This is a genomic window from Comamonas sp. B21-038, from assembly GCF_022387135.1.
In the GTDB taxonomy this organism is placed as follows: domain Bacteria; phylum Pseudomonadota; class Gammaproteobacteria; order Burkholderiales; family Burkholderiaceae_C; genus Comamonas; species Comamonas sediminis.
Genome location: NZ_CP092462.1, coordinates 1,903,624 through 1,924,585, shown reverse-complemented (window position 1 = coordinate 1,924,585; position 20,962 = coordinate 1,903,624). Strand labels below are relative to the sequence as shown.

At 60.8% G+C, this 20,962-nt stretch carries 21 protein-coding genes; 9 read left to right on the top strand and 12 right to left on the bottom strand.

Annotated features, from left to right (window positions below):
* Window positions 1-5: 5 nt before the first annotated feature.
* Window positions 6-1,463 carry a KAP family P-loop NTPase fold protein gene (locus MJ205_RS08675; protein ID WP_239812077.1) on the bottom strand — a complete coding sequence of 486 codons (1,458 nt, stop codon included), beginning with the start codon at window positions 1,461-1,463 and terminating at the stop codon, window positions 6-8.
* Window positions 1,464-1,667: 204 nt separating this feature from the next.
* Here MJ205_RS08675 and MJ205_RS08670 point away from each other — a divergent pair, with 204 nt between their 5' ends.
* Complete coding sequence (locus MJ205_RS08670) at window positions 1,668-1,943, top strand: hypothetical protein (RefSeq protein ID WP_239812076.1); 276 nt, start codon at window positions 1,668-1,670, stop codon at window positions 1,941-1,943.
* 25 nt (window positions 1,944-1,968) lie between these two features.
* Complete coding sequence (locus tag MJ205_RS08665) at window positions 1,969-2,625, top strand: SOS response-associated peptidase (RefSeq protein ID WP_239812075.1); 657 nt, start codon at window positions 1,969-1,971, stop codon at window positions 2,623-2,625.
* Here the strand turns inward: MJ205_RS08665 and MJ205_RS08660 are convergent.
* Both MJ205_RS08660 and MJ205_RS08655 read right to left on the bottom strand, forming a co-directional pair.
* A complete protein-coding gene (locus tag MJ205_RS08660; RefSeq protein WP_239812074.1) occupies window positions 2,622-2,861 on the bottom strand; it encodes a hypothetical protein in 240 nt (79 codons plus the stop codon). The genes MJ205_RS08665 and MJ205_RS08660 overlap by 4 nt on opposite strands.
* A gap of 718 nt (window positions 2,862-3,579) precedes the next feature.
* The gene (locus MJ205_RS08655; RefSeq protein WP_239812073.1) at window positions 3,580-4,605 is read right to left on the bottom strand and encodes a site-specific integrase; all 1,026 of its coding nucleotides are present in this window, start codon (window positions 4,603-4,605) and stop codon (window positions 3,580-3,582) included.
* Window positions 4,606-4,721: 116 nt separating this feature from the next.
* Between MJ205_RS08655 and dusA the strand changes: the two genes are divergently transcribed.
* The 3 genes from dusA (at window position 4,722) to MJ205_RS08640 (ending at window position 8,090) form a co-directional block, all read left to right on the top strand.
* Entirely contained in the window at window positions 4,722-5,780 is a 1,059-nt protein-coding gene (gene dusA / locus MJ205_RS08650; RefSeq protein WP_256460971.1) for a tRNA dihydrouridine(20/20a) synthase DusA, read from the top strand.
* A gap of 283 nt (window positions 5,781-6,063) precedes the next feature.
* Window positions 6,064-7,656 carry a TM2 domain-containing protein gene (locus tag MJ205_RS08645; RefSeq protein WP_239812071.1) on the top strand — a complete coding sequence of 531 codons (1,593 nt, stop codon included), beginning with the start codon at window positions 6,064-6,066 and terminating at the stop codon, window positions 7,654-7,656.
* Window positions 7,653-8,090: a YfbM family protein gene (locus MJ205_RS08640; protein WP_239812070.1), complete on the top strand. Its 438-nt coding sequence runs from the start codon at window positions 7,653-7,655 to the stop codon at window positions 8,088-8,090. Before MJ205_RS08645 ends, MJ205_RS08640 begins: the two co-directional genes overlap by 4 nt.
* A 12-nt stretch (window positions 8,091-8,102) precedes the next feature.
* Here the strand turns inward: MJ205_RS08640 and MJ205_RS08635 are convergent, their stop codons facing one another.
* The 4 genes from MJ205_RS08635 to MJ205_RS08620 all read right to left on the bottom strand — a co-directional run bounded on the left by MJ205_RS08635 (window position 8,103) and on the right by MJ205_RS08620 (window position 11,257).
* Window positions 8,103-9,017, bottom strand: coding sequence for a thiamine phosphate synthase (locus tag MJ205_RS08635; RefSeq protein WP_239812069.1), 915 nt, complete (start codon window positions 9,015-9,017; stop codon window positions 8,103-8,105).
* Between the two features lie 12 nt (window positions 9,018-9,029).
* Window positions 9,030-9,839: a thiazole synthase gene (locus MJ205_RS08630; RefSeq protein ID WP_239812068.1), complete on the bottom strand. Its 810-nt coding sequence runs from the start codon at window positions 9,837-9,839 to the stop codon at window positions 9,030-9,032.
* Window positions 9,840-9,909: 70 nt separating this feature from the next.
* Entirely contained in the window at window positions 9,910-10,107 is a 198-nt protein-coding gene (gene thiS, locus MJ205_RS08625; RefSeq protein ID WP_133857360.1) for a sulfur carrier protein ThiS, read from the bottom strand.
* A gap of 37 nt (window positions 10,108-10,144) precedes the next feature.
* A complete protein-coding gene (locus MJ205_RS08620) occupies window positions 10,145-11,257 on the bottom strand; it encodes an FAD-dependent oxidoreductase (RefSeq protein ID WP_239812067.1) in 1,113 nt (370 codons plus the stop codon).
* Window positions 11,258-11,546: 289 nt separating this feature from the next.
* Between MJ205_RS08620 and thiD the strand changes: the two genes are divergently transcribed.
* Window positions 11,547-12,401, top strand: a complete 855-nt coding sequence (gene thiD, locus MJ205_RS08615; protein ID WP_239812066.1) for a bifunctional hydroxymethylpyrimidine kinase/phosphomethylpyrimidine kinase — start codon at window positions 11,547-11,549, stop codon at window positions 12,399-12,401.
* Window positions 12,402-13,151: 750 nt separating this feature from the next.
* On the opposite strand, the gene MJ205_RS08610 is transcribed toward thiD, so the two are convergent.
* Window positions 13,152-13,808: a gamma-glutamylcyclotransferase gene (locus MJ205_RS08610; protein ID WP_239812065.1), complete on the bottom strand. Its 657-nt coding sequence runs from the start codon at window positions 13,806-13,808 to the stop codon at window positions 13,152-13,154.
* Window positions 13,809-14,250: 442 nt separating this feature from the next.
* Here MJ205_RS08610 and MJ205_RS08605 point away from each other — a divergent pair, with 442 nt between their 5' ends.
* Window positions 14,251-15,258, top strand: a complete 1,008-nt coding sequence (locus MJ205_RS08605; RefSeq protein ID WP_239812064.1) for a D-2-hydroxyacid dehydrogenase family protein — start codon at window positions 14,251-14,253, stop codon at window positions 15,256-15,258.
* A gap of 148 nt (window positions 15,259-15,406) precedes the next feature.
* Window positions 15,407-16,687: an IS4 family transposase gene (locus MJ205_RS08600; RefSeq protein ID WP_239811420.1), complete on the top strand. Its 1,281-nt coding sequence runs from the start codon at window positions 15,407-15,409 to the stop codon at window positions 16,685-16,687.
* 50 nt (window positions 16,688-16,737) lie between these two features.
* Here the strand turns inward: MJ205_RS08600 and MJ205_RS08595 are convergent, their stop codons facing one another.
* Entirely contained in the window at window positions 16,738-17,730 is a 993-nt protein-coding gene (locus MJ205_RS08595; RefSeq protein ID WP_239812063.1) for a Bug family tripartite tricarboxylate transporter substrate binding protein, read from the bottom strand.
* Window positions 17,731-18,039: 309 nt separating this feature from the next.
* Between MJ205_RS08595 and MJ205_RS08590 the strand changes: the two genes are divergently transcribed.
* Entirely contained in the window at window positions 18,040-18,567 is a 528-nt protein-coding gene (locus tag MJ205_RS08590) for a retropepsin-like aspartic protease family protein (RefSeq protein ID WP_239812062.1), read from the top strand.
* Between the two features lie 13 nt (window positions 18,568-18,580).
* On the opposite strand, the gene MJ205_RS08585 is transcribed toward MJ205_RS08590, so the two are convergent.
* The 3 genes from MJ205_RS08585 to MJ205_RS08575 all read right to left on the bottom strand — a co-directional run bounded on the left by MJ205_RS08585 (window position 18,581) and on the right by MJ205_RS08575 (window position 20,894).
* Window positions 18,581-19,012: a hypothetical protein gene (locus tag MJ205_RS08585; protein WP_239812061.1), complete on the bottom strand. Its 432-nt coding sequence runs from the start codon at window positions 19,010-19,012 to the stop codon at window positions 18,581-18,583.
* 152 nt (window positions 19,013-19,164) lie between these two features.
* Window positions 19,165-19,797 carry a uracil phosphoribosyltransferase gene (upp, locus tag MJ205_RS08580; protein WP_021028434.1) on the bottom strand — a complete coding sequence of 211 codons (633 nt, stop codon included), beginning with the start codon at window positions 19,795-19,797 and terminating at the stop codon, window positions 19,165-19,167.
* A 113-nt stretch (window positions 19,798-19,910) separates the two neighbouring features.
* Window positions 19,911-20,894: a threo-3-hydroxy-L-aspartate ammonia-lyase gene (locus MJ205_RS08575; protein ID WP_239812060.1), complete on the bottom strand. Its 984-nt coding sequence runs from the start codon at window positions 20,892-20,894 to the stop codon at window positions 19,911-19,913.
* Between the last annotated feature and the right edge of the window lie 68 nt (window positions 20,895-20,962).

Genomic DNA, 20,962 nt, shown 5'->3' with positions numbered 1-20,962 from the left:
TGAGATTAATTGGACTCTAAGGATCCGGCCATCCTCAATAAGGCTGGGTAGCTTTTAATCAGTTTGTGAGCGCTCTTGGAATTGTAAACCCTCTGCAAGATCTGGCGTCTATACCGTGAGTCTTCACTTAATATGCTATTTATATCGCTTTGCTCAAGATCAGTCGAAATGTATTGATAAAAAACAATTAAATCTTTTATTGTTGTTGTCTCTGTGGTAATTCTTGAAATTTGATTCGTGCGGAAACTTTCTATAAACTCACGCCCGTTCCCACTAATCATTGTGTCTAGATCTGGAATTCTTTTGAAGCTCCCCATGCAAAGCTCATCAATTATTTTAGGGTTTTTGTGCATGATCGCGGCAAGTGCAAAGATGTAGAGGCAGTGGATTTCCTCAAGTTCGCTAATCGATGCAATTGCTGCCTCAACCTGCCCAAATATTTGATTGATGCTTCTTAAATCTAGTTGGAAGATATTTGCAATATCCGCCAGAACATCGGATGGTTTGTCTTGGTATTCTGAGCCTGTGATTCCGCTAAACAAACGTGGATGATTTGATAGAAAGCTTTTAGAGAATAAGTGAGCGCAGAATGAAAAATTGTCTGGGTAGTTTAATTTGTACTCATAGTCGATGAATCGTTTCAGATATGCTCTACCGTCGAAACTTCCACCGTACACAGCCTTTATGGATTGAGACAGTTGATTGATGTTGGTCGCAAGAATAAAGCAAATTCCTTTTGCATTAAATATATGCTTAATGCTCTCTAGTAATTTAATTGCATATGTCGGTCTACATCTATCAAGCTCATCTATGAATATATAAATTGGTGGTTTGATATCGATGAAAGATAAACCTTCAGCTATATATTCCAAATCTCTAGTGAGGGTTTCAATAGAGGCTTGCTGCATTTCATGAGTTTTTAACGCTGCATCGAAATATTTTTCTATATGTTCTGATTTTAATTCAAAAATATTCGAGTCATCTGCATTTTTATTGCTTGAAATATTTGCAAATATTTGCGTCCCTTCATTGGAAATATATTTCATCGCATTGTGCTTAATAAATTCCTTTCCCAGTGGGATAATAGCGTGAGCTGCATTGGTGAAAATTTGAGTTGCTCTTGATTTAATTTTATCGGGTACTGTTTCTTCACCTTTTATTTTTCGAATCCAATCTTTGAGTCCGGAGTTTATTTGGGATATGAAACCAATTAATGGATCATCAGATAAATCATTCTTCCAAGCGTCGAAAAATATAACGCATCGACCATCTTCTCGAAGGGTCTCACTCCATTTGTCAATAAAAAAAGATTTCCCTGTGCCCCAATCGCCATCTATGGCCATGCAAATAGCGTTTTTATCCAAGCTATTTTTGTTTCGAGTGTCTATTATGTTTTGCAAAAATATAGAAGCTTGCTTTCTCTGAAGCAAATCATTTTTCCAGTGTGATGTATTAGATTCCATGCTTCGATCCTGTACTTATCCAAATGAATTACTAGGTTGGGGAACCTTCAGAAGCCTCATTGTAACAAATCGTGATGGGTCAATGAGCTCTGTTCCTGTTAGGGTTCTGGATGTTCCAGATCCAATCAAAAAATGGTATGCATCTACTACCGTTCATCTTAATGTTCTGTTTACCTTCTGTGATTGGCTTATTAAAATTCGCAGATGACAGAAGATGAACGCATTGCACATCTCATGCGAATAGAGCAGGAAGGACAGAACTCGTTCCTCTCAGGATTCCCTATGGAGAAGCGATATCCCTATGACTCGCCAGAGTACAACGCCTTTGAAGCTGGTTGGCGCAAGGGATTTCGGAGCGCTGGTCATCAACAGTCATCATTGATTCCTAGGTGGGCCGTGGAGTCGTTTGAGCCATACAAGCCACCGGCGAAATTCAATTCCTATGCTGAGGCAAAAGGAAAGCCTCAACCTGATGATTGATGCGTAAGTCACTTGAAGGCGAACAATGTGCAATCGCTACCACTCCCCAGACGAGGGCTACATCCAGCAGTACTGGCGGCTGAACCCCCGGCAACTGGGCCTGGGTGCCCGCGACGTGTTCCGGCGCTCGCCAGGAGGATTCATTCGGCGCGCCGTGGATGATCACGGGTACAGCAAGGAGCTGATAGTGGGGCGCTGGGGTCTCATCCCCTGGTTCAGCGAGACGCCGGACATCAAGTACAGCACCAACAATGCCCGGGCCGAGGAGGTGGCGGACAAAGCCAGCTTCAAAGACCCATGGAAGCGCGGCCAGCGCTGCATCATCCCGGCGACGACTTTTGATGAGCCCAACTGGGAGAGCGGGAAAAACGTGTGGTGGAGGTTTGCCCGGGCCGACGGCGACCCGTGGGGCCTGGCGGGGCTGTGGAATACCTGGAAGGATCCAGCAACCGGCGAGCTCATAGAGAGCTACACCATGCTCACGCTCAATGCAGATGAGCACCCGCTGATGAACCGCATGCACAAGCCAGACCCGAAGCTCGCAGCTGACAAGCAGGACAAGCGAAGCGTGATCCCTATTGAGCTGGGCGACGTGGACCAATGGCTGGAAGGGTCGATCAAGGACGCGCAGGCGCTGCTGAGGCTTGCACCGGTCGAAGTGTTCGCGGCAGGGCCGGCCTAGCTTTCGATATCCTCAGCAATCCACTGATGAATCGTTGGGTATGCCTGCCTTGGCATGTCGAGTAGGTGAGGGTGGCTGGCCTGAAGGTACTCATAGAACAAGTGCACCTGTTTGCCGGTGTCGTAGTACGGGAACCATCCATCACTGAGGTCGCGCATGTTTTGGCGCCAAGCTCGCCAAAGACCAATGACGACACCACGGCGTTCAGAAAGGGACATCTGGTTCCAAGCTTTCATAGAAGGCTGCCGCATCAGACGACAGAGGCGTGCCATGCAAGATCATAGTGCCCAAGACAGGCATGGCCTCAGGAAAGTCCTCCTTGATCCCATCCCATCGCTCGTGTTCAGTGGTCTGTGACCACCCCTGGTCGCTCCTTACATGCCACCGCCAGTATCTTGATTGAACCATAGACACCTCCAAAAGACTGTATATTTATACAGTAAATGGAGCAAGCAATGGAAGCTGTCAGGAAATTCGCGGGTGAAAATTTGCCGGGTCTATACCTGGGCATGGCCACACCTGGCACTGAGCTAGATCTGGAGGGCAAACGGCGGGTTGGATGTGATGCCTATGTGCTTCGGTTGCGCTTCAACGGGGTCTATCTACCAGCCGAAATATTGGCTCGGCGAGCTAAGTCCACAGGAATGCTGCTCAGCACCCCAATGACAGATGGCAGCTTCCAAACTTGGCTAGTCGATCGCAATGAGCCAATGCGGCTCATCATTCATGGGCTAGAGCGTGTCGAGGTATGGCGTCAACGCCAGTCAGGCACTCTCTTGCTTCGAGGTTTAGAGTTTGATGAGGGGGAGCTTCAACGCTGGCCTCAGACGTGGATGTGCGGCACCAATCTCAGGGAGATGCAAGAGATCTTGGGGGAGATGTCGCCCTGGCTTTCAGCCAAGTACAGGGAGGTCAAGCGGGCGCCGTACCCCCATGTTCGACCGGGCTAAAAGTCTACCCAGCCAAGAGCTTAGTCTTCCATTCCCAGTTTTCGTATCTATCTCCAACCTTTTTGAACTGGGTGTAGCGCTGCAGGCTCTGCCAAGAACGATGCCCTGAGACTTGCGCAACATGCGGAATGTTCCAGCCCATCTCAAACAGCCGGCTGATTCCTTCATGTCGAAGGTCATGGAAATGCAGATCCTCAATTCCGAGGAGCTTGCATGCTCGAGTAAAGCTGGTGCTGACAGACTCAGCGTTGTAGGGCCAGATGCGACCCTTGGCTACTTTGCGGTTCTGGATAAGCTTGAGCGCTTCAGGCGGGAGGAGGGTGGTGACATCATTGCCTATCTTTTCACCCGGGTTTTTCATGTCGCGAACGATAACCTCAGAGCTTTCTACATTCACATCCTCGCTCAAGATGCGGCAGGTTTCTTCCTGACGGCGCGTGGAGAATAGGCTGAACAGTATGATGTAGGTCATGGGGATAGAATCCTCCCGCTTCCGTTCATAGACCGAGTAGTAGGTCATGAGCTTGTTCAACTCCTCAAGAGTTGGGCGGCGTGTGCGCTGCTTTGACCTGGAAATTAGCCCAAGCTTTTCAGCCACTACGCGTGAGTCTTCACAAGCTTGCTTGTCGAGGGGGTAGCCCCAAGCAGGCCGGGCTACAGTGAAAATGGCTGAAAGGTGGGAAAGGTAGTTGCCTCGGGTTTGAGGCTGACTGGTTAGGCCCTCTAGGTACTTGATAACCATCGCACTGTCGATCTGGGAGCAATGTGTGTCACCTAGCCAAGAGTTGGCAATTGTGCGCAAAACCTGATCCTTGGTCTTCCCGTGTGGCTTGAGCTTATCCTCCAGGTACTTCTGGATGACGACAGATAGGATTGGGTCTTCAGGTTTATCAAGGGCGCCGGGTTCCGCAAGCTCTGTCTCGCGCTTTTTGATCCAGGTTTTGGCCGCTGCTTCACGATCGAAGGTCTGGGTCTCAGCGTGAACTACCTTGCCACCCTTTTTGACGCGGACTTGGGCGGTGTAGCCCACGCTTCCGTCTTTGCGCTCACGGCGAATTATGGTTCCCATAGTCTCGGTGCAACATTGAAAAATTGTTGCACCGAATGTAGCACCGAAGTGCTAAAAATGGCATGAAATTAGATCAAATGGCATCGAATCAGACAGTCGAAAAATCGTTGGTTTCCATAGGGAAAACGCCTCTTCATTGGCCAGGGCGCATGTCCGTCGCGCCGATGATGGACTGGACTGACCGCCATTGCCGCTATTTTCACCGTCTGCTGACCCGCCAGACCTTGCTCTATACCGAGATGGTGACCACGGGCGCGCTGATCCATGGGGATGTGGCGCGGCATCTGCGCTTTTCTGCGCAGGAGCACCCGGTCGCGTTGCAACTGGGCGGCAGTGAGCCGGCGGACCTGGCCCAGTGCGCCCAACTGGCGCAGGATTGGGGCTATGACGAGGTCAACCTGAACTGCGGCTGCCCCAGCGAACGCGTGCAGCGCGGAGCCTTTGGCGCCTGCCTGATGAACGAGAAGGAGCTGGTCGCCGATGGCGTCAAGGCCATGCGGGACGTGGTGGACATCCCCGTGACGGTGAAGCACCGCATTGGCATCGACAAGAACGAAAGCTATGACTTTGTGCGCGACTTCATCGGAACGGTCGCCGATGCGGGTTGCGAGGTGTTCGTCGTGCATGCCCGCAATGCCTGGCTCAAGGGGCTCTCGCCCAAGGAGAACCGCGAGATCCCACCGCTGCGTTATGACGTGGTGGCGCAGCTGAAAAAGGATTTCCCGCATCTGACCATCGCCATCAACGGCGGCATTGCCGATGACGCCACGGTGCTGGCACAGCTGGAGCAGGTTGACGGCGTGATGGTGGGGCGTGAGGCCTACCACAACCCCTGGTGGCTAGCGACCTGGGATGCGCAGTTCTATGGCGCCGAACCCGACAACGGCATCAGCCGCGAATCGGTGGAAGAGGAGATGGTGCGCTACATGGAGCGCGAGGCGGCCGAGCATGGCACGCACTGGTACGCCATCGCACGCCATATGCTGGGCCTGCGACAGGGTATGCCCGGTGCGCGCCGCTGGCGCCAGGTCTGGAGCGACCACCGCATGAAGCATCTGCCACCGCACGAGGTGATGCAGGCCGCCCGCACCAAGCCGGAACGCCACGCCGAAGCCACCGCATCGGCAAGTATGTGACAGGGCAACGCCGGTGCCCCCTTGGCGGTGCCGGTCGGCTTCACGCAGAGTCTTTGCCGCGATTGGCGTCTGCGCTGCACGCCTATGCATGCTGGGCGGCAGGCCCGAAATGCTCTCTTGGCCACTGCAGTGCCCCAGCCATAGCGCCCGCGCGCACCGGCAGCCCTCGCGTGGCCGATAGCGGTTGCTATACTTCCCGCGATACAGGCCGCCCCGGGAGGCGCCAACACGGTGCAAGTCCCGGTCGTAAAGTGCAGAGCCAACAAAGCACAAGGGAAGAGGGATGGGAGAGAAGAATCCGCGATGGGCCTTGGGCCTGTTGTTGGCGGTGGGCTGGCTGGGCGCCCACCGCTTTTATTTGGGGCGCCATGCAAGCGCCGTCGCGCAGCTGGCCTTGTCCCTGCTGTGCGCGGCGCTGTGGCTATGGGGTGGACCAGCTGCACGCTACGCGCCTTATCTGCTGGGCCCGATTGTCTTTTGGCTGCTGCGCGATGGCTTCTGGCTGTTCGACTATTTTCGGGTCGAAGAAGACATGGACTCGCGCTTGTCGGCCTTTGCCCAGTCGCAGCTGGATGAGCAGGCATCGATGCCTGCAGCCAAGGCACAGGTGGCCGCTGCGCCTATACCCGTCTCGGTGGCCCAGCCTTCTATAGCCGCCGCTCTACCGGCTGATCCGCCACCCAAACCCGCCGCCGATCCGCAGATTGACAAGAAGTCCTTGGCCATCCAGATGGCGCAAAAGCATATTGGCGATGCGCTGGCAAGCCAGGATGTGCAGACTGCCCACGCGGAGGCGGACACACTGGTCAGATACCTGGCACAGCGCAGCCGCAAACCCCAAAGCGACCCGCACCTGGCGATGGCCTATCTGCTGCAGGGGATGACTTTCTACCAAACAGGGCAACTGGATGCGGCGCGCAAAAAGCTGCAAATGGGTGTGCACCTGGGCGCTGCCTTTGCCGAGCTGGCGCAGCCCGTGCAACAGGCCCAGGTGCTGTTGCAGCGCCTGCGCTCACCCCAGACGGCGCCGGGGGGCGCTACGCTGCCGGCGCTGCAGCCGGGACAGTATCCGCTGCTGATGCAATCACAGGACTGGGCCCAAGCGCTTACCTGGTGTGAACAGACCATTGCGATGCGCCAAGCGGGCCAGGACGGGGATGTGCACGACCTGGCACAGCACCACCTGCATGCGATGGAGATCGCCCAGCACCTGGGCGATGCAGAGCGCCAACGTGTGCATGGCCAGGCGGTACTGGCGCTGTCCCTGCGTGACGGTGGGGGCGTGCCCGCGCCGATGCAGCGCAGCGCGTTGCAACAGCTGGGCGATCTGTACCTGGCCCAGGGGGAACACCGCCGGGCCAATGGGCACTATGCACAAGCGCTGGCGCTGGTGGATCTGCGCAGCAGTGGCAACGCCGCCGCGCAGGCCTTGGGACTGTGCATGCTGTTGCAGCGCCTGGCCAGCACCCATGCGGCGCTGGGTGAGACGGCACAGGCCCTGCAATGCTGGCAGCGGCTGGCGCTGTACCTGGACAGCCTCGACCGGCTGGACCAACAAGGCCAGCACATGCCCGATCCGGAGGCGGTGTCGTTCATGCTGGCCGACTACGCAGCCTTTGCCATCCGCCACCAGCCCACGCGGGTCAAAGCGCTGGTGCAGCAGGCCTTGCGCATACAGCAGCGCAGTTGCCGGGGCTATTCGTTGGCGGCTGCGCGCGCCTATGAGGTGTTTGCAGATTTTCTGGCGGCCCACGGGCAGACCGACGCGCGCCGCAGCGCGCTGAAAAAAGCACTGTTGCTGGTGCAGATCTGTGACCCCGACAACAGCGCTCATCTGATGCAGCTGAAAACATCCATCAGGGGGGAGGCCGCATGAGCGTGCAAGGGCTTTTTTATGCGATGCCGCGCCATGGCTTGCGGGCTTTGCTGGTCGAGCCTTCGGCGATGGATGACTACCTGCAGCGCAGTGCTGAACAAGGCGGGCCGCTGGCCGTGCTGGACCAGGGCAGCTGGTGGCAGCAAGACATGCAACGCCTGCGCGAGATCGAACCCGGCGTGGCGGTGGAAGGCACCTTGGCTCAGCATTGCTGGGCCTGGCCGGCCGATATGGTGAACGACAGCGCGCAAGGCTTGGCGGCGATCAGCGCCAGCGAACTGGTGCAGCGCATGCATGCCTGGCAAAAGGCGCAGGATGGAGCGCCGGCTGATATCGACGCGCTGCGCCACTGGGTGCGCCGGCAGGCCGCGCTGCGCAGCTTCTGGCAGGCAGCGGCCCAGCGGCGTGATGCTGTGCTGCTCTACGTGGTGTAGCGGGTTAGGGGATTAACCCATCAGCGCCATCAAGTCGGCGGCAGCCGCCTCCGGGTCGTCCGCGTTGACGATGGCACGCACCACGGCGATCGATCCCACGCCGCTCTCGCGCACCTGCGGAAACTCCGCTGCCGAGATGCCGCCAATGGCGACCTGGGGGTAGCTGCGCGTCAACGCGGCATAGCGCTCCAGGCGCGCCAGGCCTTGCGGAACGGTGGCCATTTTCTTCAGGGTTGTCGGGAAGACCGCTCCCATCGCGATATAGCTGGGCTGCGCCTGGCTGGCACGCACCATTTCGGCATAGCCATGGGTGCTGACACCCAGGCGCACGCCGCTGGCACGTAGTTCAGCCAGCTCGGCGGCGCTCAGCGCATCCAGGTCTTCCTGGCCCAGATGCACGCCATAGCTGCCAGCGGCAATGGCCTGGCGCCAGTGGTCGTTGATAAAGAGCAGGGCGCCAGTCCCCGCCACTGCGGCGACAGCAGCTGCGATTTCTGCATCAATGGCCTGGGCATCGTCGGACTTGAAGCGCAGCTGCACGGTGGGCACGCCGGCGCGGGCCATGCGGCCGACCCATTCGGCCGTTGGCAGTACCGCATACAGGCCCAACTGCTGGGGACAGGCCGCAAAGGCCTGGGGGCCGCCGCCGGTCACCAGGCCAAAATCGGCAGCTTGCGTGGGCCAGGCCTGCGCGTCGAACCGGCCAGTGCGTGCGCTCTGCGCGCTCCAGGCGCTGGCCAGGCATTCGGCATCAATAGCGATAAAGCCCAGCGTGCTGCAAGCGGCCAGGGCGCCGGCATAAACGGCATCCTGCTGGCGGTCTGCGGGCAGCGCAGGGGCAGGTTGGGGCGGAAAGCTGGCAAACGCGGCCTGGTGGGCGGCGGTAATGGCCTGCGCGATCTGGGTGGCGATGGGGGTAGCGTGCATAGGCTCGGTCTCTCAGTGGCTCTGGTGCCAGAACGGCGTGCCCAGCACCGGCGTGCTGGGTTGGGCCATGTCCTGCGCCTGCATCGCGCCGGCGCGGTAGGCGGCGTGGCCGGCGGCGGTGGCATCGGCAAAGGCGCCGGCCATCGCGACCGGGTCTTGCGACAAGGCGACGGCCGTGTTCAGCAGCACGCCGTCAAAACCCCATTCCATGACCTGGCAGGCATGGCTGGGCAGCCCCAGGCCTGCATCGCAGATCAGCGGCACATCCAGGCGCTCGCGCAAGGTTTGCATCGCATAGGGGTTGACGGGGCCACGGCCGGTGCCGATCGGCGCGGCCCAGGGCATCACGGCCTGGCAGCCCACATCGACCAGGCGCTGGCAGAGCACCAGGTCTTCGGTGCAGTAGGGCAGCACCTGGAAACCGTCCTTGATCAGGATGGATGCGGCCTCGACCAGGTTCAGGGTGTCGGGTTGCAGGGTGTAGTCGTCGCCAATCAGTTCCAGCTTGATCCAGGGCGTCTCGAACACCTCGCGCGCCATCTGGGCCGTGGTGATGGCTTCCTGCAGGCGCATGCATCCGGCGGTGTTGGGCAGCACCGGCACATTCAGACGCTTGAGCAGCGCCCAGAAGTCACTGCCGGTCTCGGCGGCATTGCTGCCCTGGCGGCGCAGCGATGCGGTCACCATGGCCGGCTGGGCGCGGGCGACGGCCGCTTCCAGCACGGCAGGCGATGGATAGCGCGAGGTGCCCAGCAGCAAGCGGCTTTGAAAACGCTGGCCATACAGCACCAGCGCGTCGTCGGAAGAGGAAAGGGCGTTCATGGCAAAGGCCTTGGTAAATGCGGTACAGGGGCGCGGAAGGTGTCGGCCCGCGCGGAGGGCGCTGGGCAGCCTAACCGCCGGTGACCGGCGAGATGACTTCCAGTTTGTCGCCTGCGTGCAGCTGGCGGCTGTCGTACTGGCCCTTGGGCACGAATTCGGTATTGACGGCGACCGCAAACGGCGGGCGCGGCTGCAGCTGGGCCAGCGCCACGGCAATGGTGGCGCCTTCGGGCAAGGCCGTGGCCTGGTTGTTCAAGAGAATCTGTATCGTCATCGTTCAAGGCTCATCATAGGGCTGCGGTCCATCAGGCGGCCGCGAGCAGGCGCACATCCATGTCAAAACGCGTGGCCAGAGGGGACTGGCCGGTCAGCAGCAGCTCGACCGCGCAGTCCAGCACGGCGGGCGAGATCATGAAGCCATGCCGGTACAGGCCATTGATCTCCAGCACCCGGGGGCGTACCTGGCGGATGGCTGGCAGATTATCGGGCAAAGTCGGGCGGCACTGGGTGTTGATCTCCAGGATGCGCGCCTCGGCAAAGCCGCTGTGCACGGTGTAGGCTGCGCTGAGCAGCTCCATGGCCGAGCGCACGCTGGCCGGCGACATGTCGTCGGACTCGATCTCCGTCGCGCCGATGACGAAATGGTGGTCCTGCTTGGGTGCAATATAGATCGGGTAGCGCGGATGCATCAGGCGCGTGGGGCGGCGCAGTTGCACTTCAGGGGCATGCACGCGCAGCACTTCGCCGCGCACGCCGCGCAACTGGCTCCACTGCGGTTTGGCACCCAGGCCACGCGTGTCGATCAGCAGGTCGGGTTGGCCCTGCGTGCCGGGCGCAAAGTCATCCAACTCGCGCGCTTGCTGCCAGTGCAGGCGCACGCCCCGCGCCTGCAGTGCAGGCACCAACGCGGCCAGCAGCTGGCGGTTGTCCAGCTGGCCCTCGCCTGGCAGGTAGTAGGCGGCCTGGAAATGCCCCGCCAGCGCTGGCTCCAGCGCGGCGATCTGGGGGCCTCCCAGGCTTTGCAAAGGCGGCAGCTCGGGGATGGCCGCCTGGGTGCGCTGCAGGATGCCATGGAAGCGCTGGGCTTCGGGGGCGTCCTGGCGGTGCCAGACCACCATGGTGCCGGCCTGCTGCAAAAACACGGGGGCATCCAATTGCGCAAGCAGCTCCGGCCAGCGCTGTAGCCCGTACTGGCCCATGCGCACCACGCCATGCTCGGTCACGGCCGATTCGGCCAGCGGCGCCAACATGGCGGCGGCCACGCGCGCTGCGGCGTGCTCGGCTTCTGGGCCGCCCCGGTCGTACAGATCGATGGAGAATCCCCGGCCCGACAGCTCCAGCGCCATCAGCCGGCCCAGCAGGCCACCGCCGAGGATGGTGATACGGGCTTGGGGAGAAATGAATGGGTGAGAGGACATGTTTTGTGCTTGGCAGTAGACAAAACAGTGCGCGCAGCTGCCGAAAACTCCCCACGCCAGCATGACCTGGATCGGGTTGCGGAGCGCTGCCATGGTGGCTCGCTCCAGGGTCTAATCTCAGTCGCGCTGCAGCCAAACTGCTGCAGGGACACCCCTGTTTCGTCTCAGGCTGCATTACAACACAGCGCTGCGCTGGGGGCATGGGGCTGCGTCAAGCCGTCGTCACAATCGTGGATAATTTTGCCCAGGCCGGGCCAGTGTTGCCCGGCATTGTTTTTGGACTGCTGCCATGGCCTCACTGAATCCTTCTTCTCCCGTCTCCTTGCCGCGCTATGCACGGGTGCTGTCGATTGCGGGTTCCGACAGCGGCGGCGGGGCCGGTATCCAGGCGGATCTGAAGACCATGTCGGCGCTGGGCTGCTTTGGCATGACCGCGATCACGGCGCTGACGGCGCAAAACACGCAGGGCGTGCGCTCCATCCATGGCGTGCCGCCGGCTTTCCTGCAGGAGCAACTGGACGCCGTGCTCGAGGACATTGGCTGCGATGCGGTCAAGATCGGCATGCTGCACGCGCCCGAAATTGTGGCCGTCGTTGCCGCTGGGATTGACCGCTATGCCTTGCCCCATGTGGTGCTGGATCCGGTGATGGTCGCTACCAGCGGAGATCGGCTGATTGCCGAGGCAACGGTAGGTGAACTGGTGCGGGAGCTGTTTCCCCGCGCCGCGCTCATCACCCCCAACCTGGACGAGGCGGGTTTGCTGCTGGGGCGCCGCCTGGAACACGCCGATCAGCTGGAGCAGGCCGCGCAGGACTTGCTGGCCCTGGGCGCCAAGGCGGTGCTGATCAAAGGCGGCCATTTGCCCGGCGATGAGGTCGTGGACCTGCTGGCCACGGCCGACGGCGAGCGCCTTCGTCTGGCTTCCACCCGCATCCACACCCATAACGGCCATGGCACCGGATGCACCTTGTCATCGGCCATTGCCTGCCAACTGGCCCTGGGGCAGCCACTGCCGCAGGCCGTCAGCTTGGCGCGGCAGTACATCCTGGGCGCCATCGCGTCGGGTGCCGACGTGCATACCGGCCAGGGCCATGGCCCGCTGAACCATGGCTGGAACCCGCAAAAGCAGGTGATTGTGCGTTGAATGCATGCGCTCGGCAGCGCTTCTGTAAGCAGCGGTGAGGGTGGCGGTGCAGTCGATTTTTCGTCCGTATTTATGTCGAAATGGCGAAATAATCGATGATTTAAAATCGAAATGACCTAAAACATGTCGATATTACGACGAAATGCAATATTTAACGCGCATTGAAGGGCGTTGCTGTTAATTTAAGTTACTTTCTATGTTTGCGATTTAAGTTCATGATAAATATCAATAAATCTATGAAAATGCAGCCTGAATCAAACTTTTGATACATTTTTCATTGTTGTTTTTCATGGGTTAAATATTGGAAGGTAAACAGTGCGTAAACATTCAAATTTGTGGAGCCTGTTGTCAACGGCGTCGTAGGCCCCGGCGTTGAACAACCATCTTTAGGAGATTGTTCACATGACCACCGCAAATGTTTTCAGCATCTGGCCAGAAGACGAACGTGATCGCAAGCGCTAAGCACTGGCGCCAGTAACTCTTTATCGTGCTTGCCGTGATGCTGAACTCGGCAAGCCACCCCAGTAAACGGCTCCTTGATGGAGCCGTTACTTGCGAATAGGACGCGGAGCCTTCCGTGCCCCCCTTGGATGGTCGAAAGACTGTCCACCCGCCTCAACATGCACCTCGCTTCCGATGCCGTCTGGCTCAGGGAAGGCGGGGTGTTTGTTTTTCTGCGTCTGATGGTGGGGCGCCGGAACGCCAAGTACCCTAACGCCAGGCACCAGGGGTGCAGCGGTCGCTGGGAGGTCAGGCGGCAGAGCGCTCGGCGTTGAGGCGTTGCTGGCCTCGAACGTCCTGGCCTGCGCCGGAGCGCGAAGCGGACAGTCGCAGCAGCCGCTCCAGCGCCCGGTCCTGAATGCCTCGGTTTTTGAGGGCCGTATAGGTGGACTCGGCATAGTCCAAGGTCGTGCCGTAGATACCGCAGGACTGGGCAAAGATGCGGCGGTAGTCCTCTTCGCTCAAGGTGCCGGTGCAGCGCGGGCTGGACTTGGACAACGTGAAAGCCAGCGCTTTGACGGGGCCGTCGTCGGTCTGGCAGTCGAGCCACTTGGGGTCATAGGAATCGGTCGCCATCTCGCGCTGCCACAGCCGTGGCATCATTTCCGGCACATGCTGGCGGGCAATGCGAAACGCCATACCCCGGCAGCTGCCGCCCGAGAACATGCCAAACACCAGGCCAGGGCATTCCGGCGTGCCGCGGTTGATGTGGCTCCACATCTTGAGCGCGCGGTGCCAGCCAAAGACCCTGGCGTGGCGGCATTCCAGAAATTCAAACTCCGGGCGCCAGATCAGCGAGCCGTAGGCAAAAACCCAGAGGTCATCCGCTCCTCCCCACTCCTGCATGGTTTGCGCGAACATTTGTTGCGGGCAACGGCTGCGGGAGGAGGCGACCAAATTCGTCATAGTGGTATCGACCGACAAAACTAAGAGATAAGCAATTGTTATAGCGCTTGACCAGTGCCAACGCTAGGGCTGCTGGGTGTCTGGCATCATCTTTTGCGTGGAAAGCAACAGTTTGGCGATGTCGGACACCGCCTACCTAACGCGGTAGAGGGCCTGGGCGATGACAAGCCCGGAGGATGTTGGAGCATGGCGGGCCGCGATCCTGCGACGGCAGGCCCACTGTGTTGCCCAGCCGCTGCAGAGCAGGGTCTTGGCTGCTTGCCCGATTGCCTGACTAAGACGCAGAATTATTCAGTGCTATGATGTTCATAGCTGATGCGGGGCTGGCCTGTGCTTGGAAATCGGTTTCCTGCTGATTTCCGCTGCCGGCGGGCTGGTGGGTACAGGTGGCATGCGTGGGGCAAGGCCGCCTGGCGGGCATACAACGAGAATGGTCCTTCCTATGAATATTGTGATCTTGGACGATTATCAAGATGCGGTGCGCAAACTGCAGTGCGCGTCTGTTCTCGACGCCTATTCGGCCAAGGTCTATACCAACACCGTCAAGGGCTTGGGCCAGTTGTCGGTGCGCCTCAAGGATGCGGACATCATCGTGCTGATCCGCGAGCGCACACATATCAACCGCCTGCTGCTCGACAAGCTCCCCCGGCTCAAGCTGATTGCCCAGACGGGGCGCATCGGCTCCCATGTGGATTTGACAGCCTGCACCGAGCGCGGCGTGGCAGTGGCCGAGGGTGTGGGGTCGCCGGTCGCGCCTGCCGAGCTGACCTGGGCGTTGATCATGGCCGCTGCGCGCCGGCTGCCGCAGTACATCTCCAACCTCAAGCATGGCGCCTGGCAGCAGTCGGGTTTCAAGGCGGCCAACATGCCGCCCAATTTTGGCCTGGGTACGGTTTTGCGCGGCCGCACCTTGGGCATTTGGGGTTACGGCCGCATTGGCCAGCTGGTTGCCGGTTTTGGCAAGGCCTTTGGCATGGATGTGCTGGTCTGGGGCAGCGATGCCTCGCGTGCCAAGGCGCTGTCGGACGGCCACAAGGTGGCGTCGAGCAAGCAGTTCTTCTTTGCCAACAGCGATATGCTGACCGTGCACTTGCGCCTGAGCGAACAGACCAAGGGCTGCATCAGTTTTGAGGATTTGGCACAGATGAAGCCGTCGGCCACTTTCGTCAACACCTCTCGGGCCGAGCTTGTGCAGCCCGATGCGCTGATTGCGGCGCTCAACCGGGGACGCCCCGGTATTGCGGCGGTGGATGTGTTCGAGAGCGAGCCAATCCTGCAGGGCCATGCGTTGCTGCGGCTGGAGAACTGCATTTGCACCCCCCATATCGGCTATGTCGAGCAGGACAGCTACGAGCAGTACTTCGGCGTGGCCTTTGACAACGTGGTCAACTTCATCAAGGGCCGGCCGTCGAACATCGTCAATCCGGGTGCCTTGCAGGTTCGCCGCTAAAACCGTTGGATGCACAGAAAAGGGCCCTGCGAGGGCAATGCCAATCAGTTAAGCTCAGGCGAGGCTAATAGCGGCTACAAAGGGAACGTGTTCAACGCGTTCCCTTTTTCTTTTGGCCGGCCTGCTGCAAACCACCCTGAATGAGACCTTGGCCGACCTGCCTGCTGGCGGCGTGTCCGAGTTGAGCGCGTTGATTGATCCAGCCTGGATCGAACAAGCTCTATGTGCCACCGGTAAAGCGTCCATCCGGCGTCGCAAGCTGCCGGCCGAACACGCGGTGTGGCTGGTGATCGGGCTGGCCCTGTTCCGTCAGATGCCTCTGTGGCAAGTTGTGCAGGAGATGGCACTGACGCTGGAGGGCAAAGAGCTGCCCGTCCCCAGCGCCAGTGTGCAGGCCCGTCAGAGACTGGGTGCTGAGCCGCTGGAGCATCTGTTCGGACTGCTCACCCAGGCCTGGGGACGGGTCCACCCGGTGCACGAGGAGACGTTGCGGGTGTTGGCAGTCGATGGCGTGGTCTGGTCAGCCCCGGACAGCACGGACAACCGCCAGGTGCTGGGCAGTGGCCAGACGCAGTACGGCCCGCAGCCCTGGCCCATGGTGCGAGCCGTGTGCTTGCTGGACACCGACAGCCACGAGCTGCTCGACGCCAAGCTGGGCGATTACAGTTGTGGCGAGCTGACGCTGGCTGCAGGTTTGCGCGGGCTGGACCACTCGATCACGCTGTTCGACCGGGCCTACTTCTCCTCGGCTTTTCTGCTGGACTGGCAGCAAGGCGGCGCAGAGCGCCATTGGCTCATGCGCGCGCGGGACAACCTGCGCCATGAGGTGGTGCAGACGCTGGGAGAGGACGACTGGCTGATCCGCATGCCCGTCTCGCAGCGGGCCAGGCAACTGCGCGCGGAACTGCCTAGCCACTGGCAGGCCCGGATGATCCAGACGCAGGTCGATGGCAAGCCCAGGCGTTTCATCACCTCCATGCTCGATGCCCAAAGGTTCGCAGCACCACAGTTGGCGCAGTTGTACCGCCAGCGCTGGGAGATCGAGCTGGGGTTTCGGGAGATCAAGCAATCACTGCAGCAAGGCCATAGCGTGCTGCGCAGCCGCCAGCCCGAGTTGGTCATGCAGGAGGTCTGGGGCGTCTTGATCGCCCACACGTTGCTGCGCCGGTGCATGCGGCTGATGGCCCAGCATGTGCAAGTGGAGCCCGTGCGCATCAGCTTTCACACGGCGCGCCACGCCATCGTGGGCGCACTGCGCAGCGTGCACCTAGCCCGTGTGGGTGTGGTCCCTCAACACCTGCAATGGCTGATGGACGAGGCCCGGCACTTCGTGCTGCCGCCACGCAGGCACGGCCGCAGCTTTCCTCGTGAAGTCAAGCGCTCTACACGCGGCAAGTACCCACCAAAGAAAATGCCAGTCAGGGCTTAACTGACTGGCATTGCCCTGCGAGGGCCCTGGTTGTTGGCGCAGCGTGGAAATCACTCCAGTTGCAGCTTCTTTTTCGCGATCAAGGCGTTGTACATCTTGCGGTCACTGCTGATGCGGGTTTGCAGTGCGGTGGGCGATGCATCGTCCAGGGTCCAGGCCTGGCGCAGCAGCTGATCGCGGATATCGGCGGTATTGAGCACCTTCAGCAGGGCATCGCTCAACGGGGTGCGGATGGCGGCAGGCATGCTGGCCGGGGCCATCAGCGCGTTCCAGACTTCGATATTCACATCCTGGGCACCGATCTCGCGCATCGAGGGCGTCTGCGGCATCAGTTGCGTGCGCTGGGCCGAGGTGACGGCCAGCGCCGCCAGCTTGCCGCTTTGCACCAGCGGCAGCACCGACGAGATGGGCAGCAGCGCGCAATCGAGCTGGCCACCCATCAGTGCGGAGACGACACCGGGAGCGCCGGTAAACGGGATATGCACGGCATCGAAGTGCAGCGCGTCCTTCAGCAGCTCCATGCCCAGATGGCCGCCGGAGCCCAGGCCCGTGGAGCCGTAGCTGGCCGCATTGCCCTTTTGGCGCAGGCTGGCGAGCGCCTTGTCGGTCTGTGCGCCGGCGCTGGCGGGCACCACCCAGGCCAGGGGCGAGACGCCCACCAGGGCCAGCGGCGCAAAATCCTTCACCGGGTCGTAGGGCAGCTTGGCATATAGCGCCTGCGATGAGGTCAGCGGGCCGTTGCCGACAATGCCAAAGCTGTGGTCGTCGGTCGCGCGGGCCACCTGGTCCGCACCGATATTGCCGCTGGCACCGGGCCGGTTGTCGACCACCACCGGCTGGCCCAGGATCTGTGCCAGCGGCTGCGCGATCATGCGCGCCTGCATGTCGGGCGAGGAGCCGGCCGGGTAGCCAACGATAAAACGCAGGGGTTTGCTGGGCCAATGGGTCGGGGCAGCATGGGCGCTGGTCCAGCCCGCTGGCAGGACGGTGGCTGCGGCAAAGCCCGCGAGGGAGTGCAGCAGGTGGCGGCGGTCGATGGTCATGAAAAACTGGGCAGGGTGGTAACTGGCGGCCATCCTAACCCAGACGGCACCCGCCCGAGGCGCTGGGCCTGTCCGCCTGGCGGCAGTGGCCTGCGACGAATAAAGCGCTGCAAGCGCCAGCGCACAGTGCAGCAGCGTGGCCTGGTCCATGCCAGTATGATTTATGCTTTGTCCCCGGCCGCCGCACAGTTTGCTTGCGTAGGCGAAAAACCCTGATCCATGAGCCGATTACGCACCCGACGCCCCGATTCTTCTGCCGCTGCTCAGTCCGCAGGCGCCGCTCTGCCACCATCCTGGACCGGTGCACCCGTGCCCACAGGGTCCCCGGGGCCGCAGCGCACCCCGCCTGAAGCCAACCGCCGCACCACCTGGATGCTGCTGGCCATCTGGATCGGGGTGATGTTCGCCATCTACCTCGTCACCGAGGTCTATCGCAAGCCCAGCGAGGGCAAGGTCATGGCCCATGGCGTGCTGGAGATTCCCCGCGACCGCGATGGCCATTTCCGTGTGGCGGGCTCGGTCAACGGGGTGCCGGTGCAGTTCATGGTGGATACGGGCGCCAGCCTGATCAGCATCACTGATGCGGTCGCCGAACGTGCCAACCTGGGCGAGGGCGTGCCCATCAGCTTTCAGACCGCCAATGGCGTGCGCCAGGGCATGATGAGCCGGGCCGAGCGGATTGAGGTGGGGCCGCTGGCCGTCAATGGCTTGCGGGTGGGCACGGGCTACACCGGAGAGAGCGCACGCGATGCGCTGCTGGGCCAGAATTTTCTGCGCTATTTTGATGTCAGTATCTCGGGCAACAGTATGGTGCTCAAGGCCCGCGACGGCGAGTGAGGCCAGCGGTGGCTCAGCCCATCACCGGCCTGGAGTCAAACGCCGCCTGCAGGCCATTGTTGCCATCGGGCAGGCGCACAGCCGCCGGTGATGCACTGGCCTCGTACAAACCGACGCAGTGCTGAGCGGCCAACTCCCGGGCCGCCTCCAGCGCGGCACCGGCTTGCGCTGGCTGCACCGCGACAAAAACAATATTGCGGCCAATGCTGTAGTCGGCCAGCAGACTCTTGTCTTCGGGGGGAAGTTCTTCGCGGTAGGGGCCACTGCGCGGCGGAAAGCGCTGCATCATGTCCAGGCACCAGGCCTTGAGCGACAACGTGGCAACCGCTGGGTCCTCGTAGTCATGGTGCTCTGGCCATTCGGTCTGCGCCTGGAACCAGAGCCCAAAGGCCGCGGGTTCCCGGGGTGCAGCGGCGGGCGCAAAAACCAGCAAGTGGTAGCTCATGGTGGGGCCTCCAGACGGAGATGCTCTGGACGCCATTTAACCAAAGTCGCCGTGCGCTGTATGTGAGATTTTGTCTTACGCGCAGACACTGGCGGGCAGGCTGCGGCGTCTGGCATGCCCAGCGCGTGGTGGGCATGCCAAGGGGGCTGGGCTTACTTGGTGCCGAAGATGCGGTCGCCCGCGTCGCCCAGGCCCGGCAGGATGTAGCCGTGGTCGTTGAGCTGGCGGTCCACAGCAGCCGTGTAGATGTCCACATCGGGGTGGGCGGCCTGCATGGTCTTGATGCCTTCAGGCGCGGCCAGCAGGCACATGAACTTGATCGACTTGGGCTGGCACTTGTCCTTGAGTTGCTGCACGGCGGCGGCGGCCGAGTTGCCGGTGGCCAGCATCGGGTCCACGACGATCACATCGCGCTCGCCCATGTTGTCGGGCATCTTGAAGTAGTACTCGACCGGCTGCAGGGTTTCAGGGTCACGGTACAGGCCGATGTGGCCAATGCGGGCGCCGGGCACCACGTTGAGCATGCCGTCGAGAAAGCCATTGCCGGCGCGCAGGATGGAGACCAGCGCCAGTTTCTTGCCGTCGATGACCTTGCCGACCATCTTTTCCATCGGCGTCTCGATCTCGAGGTCCTGCAGCGGGAAGTCGCGCGTGATCTCGTAGGCCATCAGGGTGGACAGCTCGCCGAGCATGCGGCGGAAGCTGTTGGTGGATGCTTCCTTGCGGCGCATCAACGTGAGTTTGTGCTGGACCAGCGGGTGGTCGATGAGGTGAACGGTGCTCATGGTAGTTGCCAATGTCATTTTTGGCCGCAATGGTAGCAGCGCAGGCCCGAAGGCGTGCGCGGCCTGCGAATATATTTACCGAATGGTGAGGCTTTTGCGTGATGCATGGCCCCTCATGCAGTCCCCAGCAATTGCGCGTAGCGGCCCAGGTCCACATTGCCGCCGCTGATCAGCACGCCAACGCGGGCGCCCTGCAGATCGACACCCCCAAAGCGTGCGCCTGCCAGGCTCAGCGCGCCGGTGGGCTCGACCACCATCTTCATGCGCTCGGCATAAAAACGCATGCTGTCCACCAGCTGCGGGTCGCTGGCGGTGACGATGTCGGTCACATCGCGGCGGATGATGGCATAGGTCAGATCGCCCAGTGCCTGGGTCTGTGCGCCATCGGCAATGGTGCGGGGTGTGGCGATCTTGACGATCTCGCCCTTGCGCAGCGATTGCTGGGCATCGTTGCCGGCCTCTGGCTCGACGCCGTAGACCTTGCACTGGGGCGCCATGGCCTTGGCCGACAGCAGGCAGCCCGACAGCAGGCCGCCACCCCCCAGGCAGACAAACAGGTAGTCGAGCTGGGGCACGTCCTGGAACAGCTCCATCGCGCTGGTGCCTTGGCCGGCGATCACATCGGCATGGTTGTAGGGGGGCACCAGCGTCATGCCGCGCTCCTGGGCAATGCGCTGGCTGATCGCTTCACGGTCTTCGGTAAAGCGGTCATAGGTGATGACCTCGGCACCGTAGCCGCGGGTCGCATCCAGTTTGGCGGCCGGGGCGTCTTCGGGCATCACGATGGCTGCGGGCATGCCCAGAATGCGGGCAGACAGGGCGATGGCCTGCGCATGGTTGCCCGAGGAGAAAGCCAGCGCGCCGCGCTGCGCCTGCTCGGGCGAGAAGCGGGCCAGCGCGTTGTAGCCGCCCCGGAACTTGAAGGCACCCATGCGCTGGTAGTTCTCGCATTTGAAGAAGAACTCTGCGCCCGTCAATTTGTCGAGGGTGGATGAGCGCATCACCGGCGTGCGGTGGGCAACGCCTTGCAGGCGCTGGGCAGCCGCTTGCACATCGTCAAACGTGGGGAGGGGGGTGGCGTGGACAGAGGCGTTCATGGTCGGTCAGGTGGCAGAGGCGTCGAAGGGATTCATGGTAGTGGCTTTTTGGCGATTCCGTGTCGCTC